General features: G+C 63.6%; 14 protein-coding genes. 10 read left to right on the top strand and 4 right to left on the bottom strand.

From position 1 onward, the window contains the following. Positions 1 to 61: 61 nt before the first annotated feature. From serS to ACFDTG_RS05275, 3 genes are read left to right on the top strand one after another with little or no spacing between them, the layout of a single operon-like run. Positions 62 to 1,339 carry a serine--tRNA ligase gene (gene serS, locus ACFDTG_RS05285; RefSeq protein WP_375289972.1) on the top strand — a complete coding sequence of 426 codons (1,278 nt, stop codon included), beginning with the start codon at positions 62 to 64 and terminating at the stop codon, positions 1,337 to 1,339. Next, positions 1,336 to 2,100, top strand: coding sequence for a 5'/3'-nucleotidase SurE (gene surE / locus ACFDTG_RS05280; RefSeq protein WP_375289971.1), 765 nt, complete (start codon positions 1,336 to 1,338; stop codon positions 2,098 to 2,100). Before serS ends, surE begins: the two co-directional genes overlap by 4 nt. 15 nt (positions 2,101 to 2,115) lie before the next feature. Continuing rightward, the gene (locus ACFDTG_RS05275) at positions 2,116 to 3,207 is read left to right on the top strand and encodes a potassium channel family protein (protein WP_375289970.1); all 1,092 of its coding nucleotides are present in this window, start codon (positions 2,116 to 2,118) and stop codon (positions 3,205 to 3,207) included. A 43-nt stretch (positions 3,208 to 3,250) separates the two neighbouring features. Here ACFDTG_RS05275 and ACFDTG_RS05270 read toward each other — a convergent pair whose 3' ends face one another. Continuing rightward, positions 3,251 to 3,577, bottom strand: coding sequence for a DUF1761 domain-containing protein (locus ACFDTG_RS05270; RefSeq protein ID WP_375289969.1), 327 nt, complete (start codon positions 3,575 to 3,577; stop codon positions 3,251 to 3,253). Positions 3,578 to 3,668: 91 nt separating this feature from the next. Between ACFDTG_RS05270 and rimO the strand changes: the two genes are divergently transcribed. Then, a complete protein-coding gene (gene rimO / locus ACFDTG_RS05265; RefSeq protein WP_375289968.1) occupies positions 3,669 to 5,087 on the top strand; it encodes a 30S ribosomal protein S12 methylthiotransferase RimO in 1,419 nt (472 codons plus the stop codon). 221 nt (positions 5,088 to 5,308) lie between these two features. Further along, positions 5,309 to 7,642: an EAL domain-containing protein gene (locus ACFDTG_RS05260; RefSeq protein ID WP_375289967.1), complete on the top strand. Its 2,334-nt coding sequence runs from the start codon at positions 5,309 to 5,311 to the stop codon at positions 7,640 to 7,642. Between the two features lie 42 nt (positions 7,643 to 7,684). Here the strand turns inward: ACFDTG_RS05260 and ACFDTG_RS05255 are convergent, their stop codons facing one another. Beyond that, positions 7,685 to 7,909 (bottom strand): hypothetical protein, encoded by a 225-nt coding sequence (locus tag ACFDTG_RS05255; protein WP_375289966.1) that lies wholly within the window; start codon positions 7,907 to 7,909, stop codon positions 7,685 to 7,687. Between ACFDTG_RS05255 and ACFDTG_RS05250 the strand changes: the two genes are divergently transcribed. The 5 genes from ACFDTG_RS05250 (at position 7,908) to eda (ending at position 13,638) form a co-directional block, all read left to right on the top strand. Beyond that, positions 7,908 to 8,708, top strand: a complete 801-nt coding sequence (locus tag ACFDTG_RS05250; RefSeq protein WP_375289965.1) for a transglutaminase family protein — start codon at positions 7,908 to 7,910, stop codon at positions 8,706 to 8,708. The genes ACFDTG_RS05255 and ACFDTG_RS05250 overlap by 2 nt on opposite strands. Positions 8,709 to 8,800: 92 nt before the next feature. Further along, a complete protein-coding gene (zwf, locus tag ACFDTG_RS05245; protein WP_375289964.1) occupies positions 8,801 to 10,243 on the top strand; it encodes a glucose-6-phosphate dehydrogenase in 1,443 nt (480 codons plus the stop codon). Then, a complete protein-coding gene (gene edd / locus ACFDTG_RS05240) occupies positions 10,233 to 12,050 on the top strand; it encodes a phosphogluconate dehydratase (RefSeq protein ID WP_375289963.1) in 1,818 nt (605 codons plus the stop codon). Before zwf ends, edd begins: the two co-directional genes overlap by 11 nt. Then, on the top strand, positions 12,050 to 13,027 hold the full coding sequence (glk, locus tag ACFDTG_RS05235; RefSeq protein WP_375289993.1) for a glucokinase: 978 nt from the start codon (positions 12,050 to 12,052) through the stop codon (positions 13,025 to 13,027). Before edd ends, glk begins: the two co-directional genes overlap by 1 nt. Beyond that, positions 13,024 to 13,638 (top strand): bifunctional 4-hydroxy-2-oxoglutarate aldolase/2-dehydro-3-deoxy-phosphogluconate aldolase, encoded by a 615-nt coding sequence (eda, locus tag ACFDTG_RS05230; protein ID WP_375289962.1) that lies wholly within the window; start codon positions 13,024 to 13,026, stop codon positions 13,636 to 13,638. The genes glk and eda overlap by 4 nt, the downstream gene beginning before the upstream one ends. Here eda and tilS read toward each other — a convergent pair. Both tilS and ACFDTG_RS05220 read right to left on the bottom strand, forming a co-directional pair. After that, positions 13,635 to 14,639, bottom strand: coding sequence for a tRNA lysidine(34) synthetase TilS (tilS, locus tag ACFDTG_RS05225; RefSeq protein ID WP_375289961.1), 1,005 nt, complete (start codon positions 14,637 to 14,639; stop codon positions 13,635 to 13,637). The two genes, eda and tilS, sit on opposite strands and share 4 nt — an antisense overlap. Next, positions 14,608 to 15,549: a tol-pal system YbgF family protein gene (locus ACFDTG_RS05220; protein ID WP_375289960.1), complete on the bottom strand. Its 942-nt coding sequence runs from the start codon at positions 15,547 to 15,549 to the stop codon at positions 14,608 to 14,610. Before ACFDTG_RS05220 ends, tilS begins: the two co-directional genes overlap by 32 nt. Positions 15,550 to 15,551 lie beyond the last annotated feature (2 nt).

Genomic DNA, 15,551 nt, shown 5'->3' with positions numbered 1-15,551 from the left:
GGCGCTTCGGACCGCCCCTTCCCTCTGGCCATCGCGCGCCCCTGCAGGCATAGGCGGCGCCATGCACGATATTGCCTTCATCCGCTCGCACCCGGCCGAATTCGACGTCGGCCTGGCGCGTCGCGGGGCAGAACCCGCTGCCGACCGCATCCTGGCCCTCGACGCCCGCCGCCGCGAGGCACAAACCGCACTCCAGACCGCGCAGAACCGCCGCAACGAAGCATCCAAGCTGATTGGCCAGGCCATGGGCAAGGGCGATCGGGAGACCGCGGAGGCGCTCAAGGCCGAGGTCGCCCAGATCAAGCAGGACATGCCGCAGCACGAGGAGGCCGACCGCGCCGCCGGTGCCGAGCTCGAAGACCTGCTCGCGCGCCTGCCGAACATCCCCGCCGACGACGTGCCCGACGGCGAAAACGAGGATGACAATGTCGAGGTCTCACGCTGGGGCACCCCGCGCGATTTCGATTTCGGCCCCAAAGAGCACGCGGACCTCGGCCCGGCCCTGGGCATGGATTTTGAGACCGGCGCCGCATTGTCAGGCGCACGCTTTACCTTCCTGCGCGGCGGCATGGCCCGCCTGCATCGCGCACTCGGCCAGTTCATGCTCGATCAGCAGACGGGAGAGAACGGCTACACCGAATGCAACCCGCCGGTGCTGGTCAATGATGGCGCCATGTACGGCACTGACAAGCTACCCAAGTTCGCGGAAGATAGCTTTCGGACGACCGATGGGCGCTGGCTGATCCCGACGTCGGAAGTCAGCCTCACCGCTTCGGTGGCTGGCCAGATCCTCGGCGATCTGGCGGAGCCCCTCCGCCTTACCGCACATACGCTCTGCTTCCGTTCGGAAGCTGGGGCGGCCGGCCGGGACACGCGAGGTTTCATTCGCCAGCATCAGTTCGAGAAGGTCGAACTCGTCAGCATCTGCGCGCCCGAGGACAGCGATCCCGAGCATCAGCGGATGGTCGGCTGCGCCGAGGGCATCCTGAAAGCGCTGGAATTGCCTTATCGCAAGCTGCTTCTCTGCACTGGCGACATGGGTTTCGGGGCGCGCAAGACCTATGACCTGGAGGTCTGGTTGCCCGGACAGGGCGCCTATCGCGAGATATCCAGCTGTTCCAACACGGGCGACTTCCAGGCGCGCCGGATGAATACGCGCTATCGCCCAGAGGGCGAAAAGAAAACCCGCTTCGTCCATACTCTCAACGGTTCCGGCCTCGCGGTTGGGCGCACGCTGGTGGCCGTGATCGAAAACTATCAGATGGCCGATGGCAGCGTGGCGATACCGCCTGCGCTTTCCCCGTACATGGGCGGCATCGACAAACTGGAACCAGCATGAAAATCCTTTTGACGAACGACGATGGCATCCACGCTCCGGGGCTCGCGGTGCTCGAGGCGATCGCGCGCGAATTTTCCGACGACATCTGGATCTGCGCCCCCGACGAGGAACAGTCTGGAATGGGCCACGCGCTCACGCTAACCCGCCCGGTCCGGCTGCGCCGCCATGGCGATCGGCGCTTCAGCGTGACCGGGACGCCGACCGATTCGGTGACGATGGGCATGCGCAAGGTTATGGATGGCAAACCGGACCTGATCCTATCCGGCGTAAACCGGGGCGCCAATCTGGGGGACGACGTGACGTACTCCGGCACGGTTTCTGCGGCCATAGAAGGGGCGCTGGCGGGTGTACGTTCGATAGCCCTCAGTCAGGTCACGAGCCGCGAAGGAGAGGCGGGCGCTGACACCTTCGATGCGGCGCGCAGTTGGGGGGCAGAAGTCCTTGCGCCCCTGCTCGAAGCGCCGCTGCCGACGCGCACACTCATCAACGTCAATTTCCCTGCCGGATCCGCGGGCGAAGTGCGTGGGATCCGCGCCGTCCGCCAGGGTTTCCATGATTACGCCAGAGGCACCGTGGTCGAAGGGCGCGATCCGCGCGGGTTCAAATATTACTGGTTCGGGCTGGAAGCGATCGAGCATACCCTCGATCATGGGACAGATCTGGAGGCGATTTCCGAAAACTTCATCTCGGTGACACCCCTTCAGCTCGACCTTACCCACCATGCCTCGCTCGGCGACCTTGCCGAACGTTACGAAGGCTGAGTAGAACCTGCGAAGATGGCGAGCGACGGCGAAACCTTTGCCACAGGGCGCGCGGATCGCGGGCCCCGCGTGCGCGAATTTCAGCCGCTGCGCCGAGCGGTAAAACTGCCGGTCTGGGGCGATTTGGGCATTCGCCTGGCGCTTGTCTTCGCGCTCATCATGGTGGTGGTGCTGATCCACTGGTTCGACAAGGCCGGGCTTGTCGACCATCACGATGGCGATATCAGCTTTCTCGATGTCGTCTATTTCACGATGATCTCGGTGACGACGACCGGCTTCGGGGACATCGCGCCGGTGACCGACCGCTCCCGGCTGGTCGAGGCCCTGATCGTCACCCCGATCCGGTTCGCCGTGGTGTTCATTTTCGTGGGCACCGCATACCAGTTCATCATTCGCAGAAGCTGGGAGAAATGGCGCATGGCGCGCATCCAGGAAAAGCTGAAAGACCATATCGTTGTGTTGGGCTACGGGGTCTCCGGGTCGCAGGCCGTCGCCGAACTCATCGAGCGCGGGACCGAGCCCCATTGCATCGTGGTCATCGATCCCATGGAGGAACGGCTCGAGCTTGCGGAGAAGATGGGGTGCAATGTCCTCGCTGGGGACGCCACCCGCGACGATACGCTGGAAGCGGTAAAAATATCCAAGGCTTCCAATGTGTTGGTGTCGGCCGGACGGGATGACACCTCGATCCTGCTGGTGCTGACCGTACGGCACCTCGCGCCCCATGTTCCAATAAGCGTGGTGGTTCGTGCGGCGGACAACGAGTTCCTGGCGACGCAGGCGGGGGCAAACAACGTTATCAATCCGGTTCGGTTTACCGGACTATTGCTGGCTGGATCGGCACGCGGCGCGCATATTTCGGACTATCTTGCCGATCTTGCCTCGGTTTCCGGCCGCGTTCAGCTGGTCGAGCGCCTTGTTACCCGCGAGGAGTACGGTCGCACGCTGGACGATCTCGCTACCGGCGGACGCGGGTTACGCGTTTACAGGGACGGCAAGGAACTGGGCTTCTGGGAGCAGGCCTGCAAAAAGCTGGAGCCGGGCGACATCGTGGTGGAGATCATCCCCACCAATGGGGACAGGTCCGGAAAAACTGTCCAGAAATGAGGTGATCGCCCGCTTGCTCGTCACCACGAATGCAGGGGCCACATCACGCCATCAACCAGAATACGGCACCGATCGACAAGAAGGCGGCACAAAAATAGCCCCAGTCAAAAAGCGCTGCCCGTAGCGGCGTGTCGCGCCGCGCCGCGGTGACCACGAGGGCCGGGCCTATAAAGGTCAGCGCCAGCCCCCCGCTCATCATGAAGTACAGCCACGGCTTCGCGGAGAGCGTGGCCGACCCCACCCGCGCGAACATATGCCCCACCATCGCCACGCTCGCGAACAGCAACACAGCGGCGAGAAAATGGACGGCGAGCGGCGGCCGCGGAGTCGCGCGGCGGCCATAGAAGGCAACGCCGAGCGACGCAGCCACAAGCCAGCCGATGACGACGGCGCTCCAGTTTACAGGTCCCACGCGCGGCTTCTAGCGCTGCGGCGCGTTCAGGTGTAGGGGGCGCGCCGAAATGTCCCACACCACCACCTCGATCCCCGACCAGAAGAAAGTCGGCATGGTCTCGCTCGGCTGCCCCAAGGCGCTGGTCGATTCAGAACGTATCCTCACCCGCCTGCGCGCCGACGGCTATGCGATGAGCCCCGACTACGCCGGCGCCGACGTGGTGCTGGTCAACACCTGCGGCTTTCTCGACAGCGCCAAGGAGGAAAGCCTGGAAGCGATCGGCGAGGCGATGGCCGAGAATGGCCGTGTCATCGTGACCGGCTGCATGGGCGAAGAAGCGGAGACGATCCGCGCGCGCTTCCCGCAGGTTCTGGCCGTGACGGGTGCGCATCAGTACGAAGCCGTGGTGGAGGCGGTTCACGAGGCCGCCCCACCGGCGCAGGGGCCGTTTGTCGACCTGATCCCTCAGCCCGGTGCGCTCAAGCACCGAAGCGGTAGCGCGGGCGAATACGTCAAACTGACGCCGCGCCATTACAGCTATCTGAAGATTTCCGAAGGCTGCAATCATTCCTGCGCCTTCTGCATCATCCCTCAGCTGCGCGGAAAGCTGGCCAGCCGCAGGATCGACGCGGTCCTGCGAGAGGCGGAAAAGCTGGTGGCCGCGGGCACGAAAGAATTGTTGGTCATCAGCCAGGATACCAGTGCCTATGGCGTGGACACCCGGCACGAGCCGCGTATGTGGCAAGGCCACGAGGTCCGCGCCCACATGACCGATCTGGCGCGCGAGCTGGGCCAGCTCGACATCGGTGGAGGCGTGCCGCCCTGGGTCCGCCTGCATTATGTCTACCCCTATCCGCATGTCGATCAGGTCATCCCGCTGATGGCGGAAGGTTTGCTGACCCCCTATCTCGACATACCGTTCCAGCACGCCAGCCGATCGGTGCTGCGCGCGATGAAGCGTCCGGCCAACGAGGCCAAGGTGCTCGAACGGCTGAAGCGCTGGCGCGACATCTGTCCCGACATCGCCATCCGCTCCAGCTTCGTGGTAGGCTTCCCGGGCGAGACCGAGGACGACTTCCGCTATCTGCTCGATTGGCTGGAAGAAGCCCGGCTGGACCGGGTCGGGGGGTTTCGTTTCGAGCCGGTGGAGGGCGCGCAGGCCAACGATCTGCCCGATCCGGTGCCCGAGGCGGTCAAGGAAGAGCGCTACGCCCGGCTGATGGAAGTCACGGAACGTATCTCCGCCGAAAAGCTGGCGGCCAAGGTTGGCAGCACAATCCCCGTGATCATCGACGAGGTGGGCGAGCCGGATGCCGATGGTGACAGGGGCGCGACCGGCAGGAGCCAGGCCGATGCGCCAGAGATCGATGGCCAGGTGTTGCTCAGAAACATCACTTCGTCGCTCCAGCCGGGCGACATCGTAACCGTTTTCATCGAGGACGCCGACGCGCACGATCTTTTCGGAGTCCAGCCCGAGCACCGCTGAATCGGCCCGGTGCCGCCCGCAGATTGCGAGCAGGCATTTGTCCACAATGGATATTTCTTTTCCACTGCTATCTGGGTGGAAGCATTAGGCGCAATTACGAAGGCCGTGTTAACCGGGGGATCTGGCGGAAATCTGCCGAATCTTGCTTCGCTAACAAGCAGCATTAGGAAAAAATTAATCCTCCCCCTATAGTTCGCCTGTTGATGAACAGGGCGGGCACCTTGACACTCGATGGACCGATTACCCGGGCGGTAACCGGAACCGTCGGTTCGAACGCGGCACGCCTGCGTCATGTCGGCTGGGCGACTCTTATTGCACTCGTACTAGCAGCTTCCCAATTCCTGCATCCAATCGACATGGCGATATGGACCCTGCAGTCGCGGACTGCGCAGAAGGCGGTTAGCGGCGATATTGTATTCTTGGAGGTCGATCCCAGCGTTACGGATGCTGATCTGCCGTCCAAACGACGCGAACTCACCAATGTGTTGGAGAGTCTCCGCCAGAACGGTGCGGAGAAAACCTACATCGACCTAATCTTTGATGGTCAACCTACGTCCCCAGCCGATTGGGAACTCGTACGAGCGGCTGCACAGCTGGGCAGAAATCTCGCGTTCGTTAACCGAATTGATGTGGCACTGGGTGGCAGTCACAAAGAAGTTCGAACTTCTTCGTGGCTGACTGGCCAAAATGATATCGTGTTGGCACCCAACAGTTCGAAATGGCCGAATACCATTTTTGATATGCCGACTGCGTTTAAAACGGCAACCGGCACTACTTCGACATTGGCCGCCGATTTGGCAGGAACGCCCACAACGGCACAATTTGTTCCGATCGACTACGCATTCTTGCGGTCCACCGTTCCAGCGGTTCAAACGGATGATTTTCTCGCTTTGGACCCCGAAGATCAACGCCTGATGGTAGAGGGGAAACGCGTAATAATTTCTGCGCTTCGGGGCGCGACTACCGATGACCTTTCCGTGCCCACACAGCATGCCGCACCCCCGAGCTATGTTTCGATCTATGCGGCGGAAACAATCAAAAGGGGCGGCCTTTTTCTTGCCCCCGCCCTCCCGATCACGGCGCTCGTGGCCCTCACGCTGGGTCTGGTTGGCTTGCTTCCGTCTGCTCGCGGTCGCTTGGCGGGATATGGAATTGTCACGGGATCGCTACTTGCGGCAATGTTCGCATCGAGCGCTTTGGAATTGCGGGTCGAGGCGTCCTATCCGATCCTCCTCATCGCCGTCTTCGTGATCGTGCGGTCTCGTGCGAGGTGGGCGGCTCGCGCTGCGGAACTCGACCCTGATACGGGATTGCCGACTCTGCGCGCATTATCGAGACAACTGCGGAGCAAATCGGGCCTTCGGGGCCATGTCGTCGTTGCTAAGCTGCATAGCTACGAAAACATTCTCAAGACTTTAAACACTGCGCAGCGCGCGACCTATATCCAGAAGCTGTGTGAGCGACTCAGGATCGGTGACAGCAAGCTGACTGTCTATGTCGATGGGCAACATCTTGCTTGGCTTATCAAGGAAGACGAAGAAGCGAAGCTCGTCGATCATCTGGAGGGTCTGCGGGCGATCTTCGCCGCGCCGGTGCCGGTCGACCAAAACAGTATCGACGTAGGGATTACGTTCGGCGCCGCCAGGATCAAGCCCGGCAGCCCGGAACGTTGCCTTGCTGCTGCACTGGCGGCTTCGGAAGAAACCACCGAGGCGTTCGATCCGGTCAAGGTCGCAAGTGACGCCGCGTCCGACGATTCGCTTTGGGATCTCTCGCTTCGCGCACGCATCGACGCGGCCATGGAAGCTGGTGAAGTCTTCTGCGTCTATCAGCCAAAAATGAACCTCGGCACGCGAACCCCCATCGGGGTGGAGGCGCTGGTCCGCTGGGACGACCCCGAACGTGGATCGATTCCCCCGCTCCATTTCGTGATGCAGTGCGAAAAGGCGGGCCGCATCGAATATCTTACCAGGTACGTACTCCAGTCTGCTTGTTCGGCAGCCAATCTGCTGCATTTCCGTGGACATCGCATCACCATGTCGGTGAATATTTCTGCGACCCTGCTTTCGGACATGCGCATCGTTGGGATCGTCCGGAACGTGTTGCAGGCAACGGGACTGGATCCCAACTTCCTGATGCTGGAAATCACTGAGACCTCAAGAATTCGCGATTTGCAGGTGGCGCGCAAGGTGATGAAAGCGTTGAAGTCGCTGGGGACCAGCCTTTCCATGGACGATTTCGGCGTGGGGGCCGCGAATTTCGAAGCGTTGCAGGCGCTTCCCTTCGACGAGATCAAGATCGACCGGCAATTCGTCTCCCGCGCTTTGACCAGCCCGAAGTCGCGCGCGATCACCGCCAGCATTGTGAGCCTGGGTGCAGATGCTCGAATCAGTGTGGTTGCCGAGGGCGCAGAAACCGAAGCGGACTTGCAGATGCTGCGCGAAATTGGCTGCCGCCATGTCCAAGGCTATGCTTTTGCACGGCCCATGCCGCTGACCAACCTTCTGACATTCATGGAAAAGGCCGAATCGGGCACCTCTTCCGCGATAATTTAGGCTTGACTACCGCAAATGGTTAAGGAAGTATTACTCCTGGCATTAGACAGGAGGGTCGGCCATGGCTTTTTGGGTTTGGTTGTTCAACGGCTGAAAAATCAGCAATTTTGACAACATATCAAAACAAGCGGGGGCTGTGGGAAACTGCAGCCCTCTTTGTTTTTCGCGTTCGTTAGAAAAAGCAGTGGTTTGCACCGTATTGGGGTCTCGTCGGCTACGTTTTGCGCTTCCGGAAACAATGCGCGCGTGCGCCCGTTTGCCGGGCATGACCATCGACATCGAAACACGTTTCCGCTTCCGCGCGGACAATCCCACCGACGTCCTGCTTCAATTCGAAGCCGCAAGGGTTCCCGAACAGACGCTCGATAACCTCTCCACCACGATGTCCGACAGTCCGCATATCGCCCGCGTGGCTGCGCAGGACACTATCGGGGAGCGGTTGTGGGTGCGAGTCGAGGGCGAATTCGACGTACATCACACCGCTTCGGCAACAATCAACCGGATGCTTACCGAACTCGAACCGCTAGACCGGCTGGACCTGCACGATCTGCCGGGCGAAGCGGTCCCTTATCTCTTCGACAGCCGCTATTGTGCGGGGGACCGGTTTCAGAGCTTCGTCTCAAGCGAATTCGGGAATGCTTCGGGCGGGGCCAAGGTCATCGCCATGCGCGACTGGATCGCCGACCATTTCGCCTACACCCCCGGATCGAGCACACCCACTACCACGGCGCTAGACAGCTTCGTCGAACGGCAGGGCATATGCCGCGATTACGCGCATGTCATGATTACCTTCGCGCGAGCGGCCGGCATCCCCGCCCGCTTCGTGAGCTGCTATGCGCCCGACGTGACTCCGCAGGACTTCCACGCCGTGGCGGAAGTCTTCCTCGCCGACCCCTCCACTCCGGGGGGCGGCGCCTGGTATCTGGTCGATGCCACCGAAATGGCCGACCCCGCCGAGGTGGTAAAGATCGGCGTCGGGCGCGATGCGGCAGACGTCAGCTTCCTCACCAGTTTTGGGCCGACCGAATTCCTCGACAAGACCGTGAGCGTGACACGCAGCGGCTGATGTATAGCTATGCGTCGACAAACAGGGACTGGAACCTGCGCTATAGCGCTGTTACGCGACATTTCCTTGTTTGACCGGAGTGCTGTGCGTCCATGAATTTTACCGCCGATCGCCTGATCCTGTTCGGTGCCACCGGGGATCTGGCGCAGCGCATGCTCCTGCCCTCGCTCTGCGCGCTGGATAATGATGGCCTGCTGCCGCAGGACCTGCGGATCGTCGGGACCGCACGCTCCGAGCTCGACGACAACGGTTATCGGCAATTCGCGCGCAAGGCGCTGGAAACCTATATGCCCACGGACCGGCGCGGGAAGATGGCCGAATTCCTGAACCGGCTGACCTACCAGCCCCTCGATGCGACGACGCTGGAGGGTTATCGCGAACTTGCCGCCAAGGCGGACGGCGGGAAGACGGGTACGGCGATTTTCCTTTCGACCGCGCCAAGCCTGTTCGAACCCACCATAACCGGGCTGCGGCACGCGGGGCTTACCGAAGGCAATGCGCGCATCGGGCTTGAAAAGCCCCTCGGCACCAATCTGGCGACAAGCTGCGAGATCAACGATGCCGTGGCCAGCGCCTTTCCCGAAAGCCGCATATTCCGGATCGATCACTATCTGGGCAAGGAAACGGTCCAGAATTTGCTCGCGCTCCGTTTCGCAAACATTCTCTTCGAACCGATCTGGAACGCGAACTACATCGAACACGTGCAGATCACGGTCGCCGAAACGGTCGGGTTGGAATCGCGGGTAGGCTATTACGACGGGTCCGGCGCGCTGCGGGACATGGTGCAAAACCACATGCTTCAGCTGTTGGCGCTCGTCTGCATGGAGCCGCCCACCAGCTTCGACGCGACCGCGGTGCGCGACGAAAAGGTCAAGGTCCTGCGCGCTCTCCGCAAGACGGAGGTAACCGAAACGGTTACCGGCCAGTACCGCGCCGGTGCGATCGACGGCAAGGCCGTGCCCGGTTACGACGAGGAACTGGGCAAGGATAGCGACACCGAAACTTTCGTGGCCCTGCGCGCGCATGTCGACAACTGGCGCTGGAAAAGCGTGCCCTTCTACCTGCGCACCGGCAAGCGCCTGCCCAAGCGGATAACCGAGATCGTGGTGCAATTCCGCGACGTGCCTTATTCCATCTTCGCTAACCGCGGCGCGCATACCAAGCCCAACCGGCTGGTGATCGGCATCCAGCCCCGTGAGAATATCCAGCTTTCGCTGATGGCCAAGATGCCGGGGCTCGACCGGGAGGGCATTCGCCTGCGCCGCGTGCCGCTCGACATCGCGATGCCCGACGCCTTTACAGGCACGCATCGCCGCATCGCCTACGAGCGGCTGCTGCTGGATCTGATCGAAGGGGACCAGACTTTGTTCGTGCGGCGTGACGAGGTGGAGGCGCAGTGGGAATGGATCGATGCGATCCGTGCCGGCTGGGCCGAAGCAAGCCGCGCGCCGCGCACCTACACCGCGGGCAGCTGGGGCCCGACGGCCGCCATCGCGCTCGCCGAACGAGATGGGGTAAGCTGGCATGACGATTAAGCCGCTCAACGATGTTATCCACCGCGTCACCCGAAGGGTGATCGAAAACTCGCGCGATGGGCGCGCGCGCTATCTGGAGCTGATGGAGCGAGAGTTGGAACGCACGCCCGCGCGCCGCGATGTCGCCTGTTCCAATCTCGCCCATGCCTATGCGGGTGCGGAGGAGGACCAGCAGGCGCTTAAGACCTATGTCGGGCCCAATCTAGCCATCGTGACTGCATACAACGATATGCTGTCCGCGCATCAGCCCTATGGCCGATACCCCGAACGCATGAAGATCTGGGCGCGCGAGGTTGGCGCCACCGCACAGGTCGCCGGCGGCACCCCGGCAATGTGCGACGGCGTTACGCAGGGACAGGACGGCATGGAGCTGTCGCTGTTCAGCCGCGACACCATCGCGCTCGCCACCGCGGTCGCGCTCAGCCACCAGATGTATGACGGGATGGCGCTCCTGGGCATATGCGACAAGATCGTGCCGGGCCTCGTCATCGGTGCCCTGCGCTTCGGCCATCTGCCCGCGATCTTCGTGCCCTCCGGTCCGATGCCCAGCGGGATTCCCAACAAGCAGAAGCAGGCCGTCCGCCAACTTTACGCCGAAGGAAAGGCGGACCGCGCGCAGCTGCTCGAAAGCGAGATCGCCAGCTATCATTCGCCCGGCACCTGCACATTCTACGGCACCGCCAACTCAAACCAGATGATGATGGAGATGATGGGGCTGCACGTGCCCGGCGCGGCCTTCGTCCCACCCGGCGTTTCGCTTCGGCAGGAGGTGACGCGCGCCGCCGTTCATCGCCTTGCCGCGATGCGCCCCGGTGGCGACGATTATCGCCCCATGGCGCGCGTGGTGGATGAAAAGGCCATCGTGAACGCGGCCATCGGCCTTCTCGCCACGGGTGGATCCACCAATCACGCGATCCACATTCCGGCGATGGCGCGCGCGGCGGGCATCGCATTTGACTGGAACGATCTGGCCGAACTGTCCTCCGCCGTCCCGCTGGTCGCGCGCGTCTACCCCAACGGATCGGGCGACGTGAACCAGTTCCACGCGGCGGGCGGCATGGGCTATGTCATCGGCACGCTTCTGGACGAGGGGCTGGCGCATGGCGACATCCTCACCGTGTGGGCCGAGGGGTTCGAAACCTATTCCCGCGAACCCAAGATGACCGGAGACGAACTGACCTGGCATGATCCGGGGGAAAGTGGGGATGCGGAGATGCTGCGCCCCGCCGCCAAACCGTTTCAGGCCGATGGCGGCATGCGTCTCCTCACCGGCAATCTCGGCCGCGCCTGCTTCAAGAGTTCGGCGGTGAATCCGGAACGCTATACGGTCGAAGCGCCGGCGCGCGTGTTCCAGACCCAGCACGATGTCGCGCAGGCCTTTGCCAAGGGCGAACTGGATCGCGACGTGGTGGTGGTGGTCCGCTTCCAAGGGCCCCGCGCCAACGGCATGCCGGAATTGCACAAGCTTACCCCGCCGCTGGGCGTATTGCAGGATCGCGGATATCGCGTGGCGCTGGTAACTGACGGGCGCATGTCCGGAGCCAGCGGCAAGGTACCCGCCGCCATTCACTGCACGCCTGAGGCGCTGGGGGGCGGGCCGCTGGCCCGACTGCGCGATGGCGACATGGTGAAGGTGTGCGCGGTGACGGGAGAGCTTTCGACAACCGCCGATCTGGCAAGCCGCGACGTGACGCCCGATCCCAGAGCGGACATGGGCGTCGGCCGCGAGTTGTTTGCCATGTTCCGCCATCTGGCCGACAGCGCGGAACGCGGCGGATCGGCGATGCTGAGCGAGGCCGGACTGTGATTGACATCGTATCTGTCGATATCGGCGGCACCCATGCCCGCTTTGCCATCGCCTCCGTATCCGAGGACGGGTCCATCACGCTGGGCGATCCGGAGACTCTTCACACCAAGGACCACGCCAGCTTCCAGACAGCGTGGGAGGACTTCCGTGAGCGCCAGGGTGGCAGCCTGCCACCGCGCGCGAGCCTGTCGGTGGCCGGGCCTGTCGGAGGAGAGGTGATCCGTTTCACCAACAATCCCTGGATCATCCGGCCCGCCTTGATGGAATCGAAGCTGGGCGTCGGAAACTGGACCATCGTCAACGATTTCGCCGCCGTGGCCCATGCGGTTGCGCGCGCGCCAGACGATCAGTTCGTCCATATTGCCGGCCCCGATCAGCCGCTGGCGGAGGAAGGAACCATCAGCGTGCTGGGCCCCGGTACCGGACTCGGCGTCGCGCATTTGTGGCGCAAGGGCGCCGAATACCGCGTGACCGCCACCGAAGGCGGGCACATCGATTTCGCCCCGCTCGACAGCATAGAGGATGCGATCCTCGCGCGGCTGCGCAAGCTGCACAATCGCGTATCGATAGAGCGCGTGGTATCCGGCCCCGCGATCGGCCCGATCCGCCAGACGCTGGCGGCAATGGAAGGGCGCGCGGTAGCGGAAGAAGACGATGTCACTTTGTGGACGCGCGCGATGGAAGATGGCGATAGTCTGGCCGCCGCCGCGCTAGACCGGTTCTGCCTGTCATTGGGTAGCGTGGCGGGCGACATCGCGCTGGCGCAGGGCGGATTCGGCGGCGTCGTGATCGCGGGCGGCCTGGGTTACCGGCTGCGCGATCACCTGCCCCGGTCCGGCTTTGCCGAACGGTTCCGCGCCAAGGGGCGCTTCGGGGCGCTGATGGCCGGGATTCCGGTGAAGCTTATCGTCCACCCCCAGCCCGGCCTGTTCGGCGCGGCCGCAGCCTTTGTGGCGGAACACGGAGTAACCGAATGACCACTATCGCCGACATCATGACCAGCGCCCCGGTGATCCCGGTGATCGTCGTCGACGATTTGTCACAGGCGGAACCGCTGGCCAGGGCGCTGGTGGCGGGCGGGCTGCGGGTGCTTGAAGTGACGCTACGTACACCGGTGGCGCTCGACGCCATCCGCGCGATGAAGGCCGTGGACGGCGCAATCGTGGGCGCCGGCACCGTCGCCAACGAAGCGGATCTGGATGCGGCGCTGAATGCGGGTAGCGAATTCATTGTCTCGCCAGGCCTCACCGAACCGCTGGGTAAGGCCGCGCTGCGCGAAGGCGTTCCCTTCCTTCCCGGCATCGCCAATGCGGGCGACATCATGCGCGGGATGGATCTGGGCCTCACGCATTTCAAGTTCTTCCCGGCGATGGCGGCGGGCGGTCTGCCTGCGCTCAAGGCGCTGGCGGCACCCTTCGGGCAATGCCGCTTCTGCCCCACGGGCGGGATAAGCCCCGACAACGCAGCGGAATGGCTCGCTTTCGATCCCGTCCTCTGCGTGGGCGGAAGCTGGGTCGCGCCCAAAGGACCTGTCGATGCGGCGAAGGTAGAGGCGCTGGCGCGCGACGCTGCGAAGCTCAGGGTCTAGCCGGAGCGAGGCGGCTCCGGCGCGAACAGCCATTCGTCGCCGTCCGGGCGGGCAAGGATACCGCCCAGAGAGGCGTTGGACCCGGCGCGCAGGCGGGCCACCAGATTGGCGGCTTCGCTGCGGCTGGCCTTGCCACCTAGCTTCTCGACGATGCGAAGCGTGATTTCGACCGCCTCGAAATCCGACAAGCCCAGGCGGTATCGGGCGCCCCCGCCCTCATGCGTGACCCGCTCGCGATACGCACGGGCGATCTGCTCGCCGATATAGTGCTCCGCCTCGCCGAGATGCGCGGCGCTGCGCGCCAGCCCCTCGGGATCGATCCAGTCGGCCCCGGCTAGGGCATGGCGGATCCGCACCCGATCGAATCGGGCATCGTGGTTCGATGGATCACGGACGGGCACGATGCCCACCCCGGCGACGACCGACTCCAATTCCCCTCGGCGCCAACCCAGCAGGGGGCGCAGCAGGGGGTGAGGGGTTTGCGGCACCTCGCCTCGCGCCCTCACCCCTGCGAGACCCGCGATCCCGCTACCCCGGTTCATCCGCATCAGCAGCGTTTCGGCCTGATCGTCGAGATGATGCGCGGTGGCGAGCGCCGCCAGCCCGCGCTCCTCCAGCCAGAATGCCAGTGCCGCATAGCGCGCGCGACGGGCCTCGCTCTGGAGGTTACCGGGCGCGACCTCAACAGCCAAGATGCGGTGCGGCACCCCGATCCGGGCGCAGATGTCGGAGACGAATGCAGCCTCGTCTGCGCTTTCCGGACGCAGGCCGTGATCGACGCTGGCCGCTTCCACCCGGCCTGGCAGCGCCTCTGTGGCCAGCACCAGCAGGGCAAGGCTATCGGGCCCGCCCGAAACCGCGATGCCGAGCCGCGCTCCGCCGCCGTCTCCCTCGGGCCACAGGCCGGAGAGGTCGGCGGCGAAGCGCGCGATCAGTTCAGGCGGGGGCGCCGTATCAATCGGCAGTCTCTCAGCCGCATTTCGCCTTGCCACGATCGGCATCGAACTGGCTCTTCAGTCGCCCGGTAGCGAGCGCGGGGTATGTCTCGGCAAACTCGGCCAGCGCGATACAGGCGCGTTTTGTATCCTTCAGCGCCACCATGCTTTCGGCCAGGAACAGTAGGCTGTCGCCCGCGCGTGCACCGTTCTTGTCTTCCTGGTAATTCTTGAGGAACCAGGCCGCGGCCTCGCGCGCCTTGCCATCGTCGAGATAGGCACGGCCGAGCAAGTTTCGGCCATAGCTGATCATCGAATGGCTCGGATATTTCTCGACATAGCTGGTGAGCTGCTGCGCCGCTTCTGGGTAGAGCTTGGCCTCCCACAGGCGGAAGCCGTAGGTATATTCGTCCTCGCCAGCATTGCCGGTGTCGGGCTTGGTCACCGCCTGGACGGCAGCCAGACGTTCGGGGCTGGGCCCCGCTGTAGCCTTCGCCGGGGTGGGTTTGGCTGGAGATGAGGACGCAGACGCGGCGGGGAGTTCGCCGCGGGGGGGCGCCGTCGCGCTGCCCGAGGGTGTCGTGCTCGCCGGTGCCGCGGTGCGAGCGGCTTCAAGTCCTTCCACCCGGTCCTGAAGCAGGCGCAGCGTGTTGGCATTTTCCTCATTCGCGGCGGTGAGACGCTGCAATTGCCCTTCCAGCGCATCAAGCCGGGCGAGAACGTCGGTCAGGGCGGTGGTGCTGGGCACGCCGATGGCGGGAGAGGTGGACTGGGCTGGGCTGCTGATTTCGGGTTCGAAATACTTGCCGTCCGCACCGGGGAATACCCTGCGCTGAAGCGCGCGCACTTCTGCCTCCACCTTCCTGAGCCGCACTTCCGCATCGCTTTGCGCAGCGGCCGGAAGCGGCGCCAGCAGGCCGGCGGCGATGGCCCCCGTCAGCGCCATCCGGCGTATTGTCAGCCCTTGGGTCAGCACTC

The sequence above is a fragment of the Qipengyuania sp. genome, from assembly GCF_042095715.1.
In the GTDB taxonomy this organism is placed as follows: Bacteria; Pseudomonadota; Alphaproteobacteria; order Sphingomonadales; family Sphingomonadaceae; genus Qipengyuania.
Note: the sequence above shows the minus strand (reverse complement) of the source record. Positions and strands in the feature narration are given on the sequence as shown.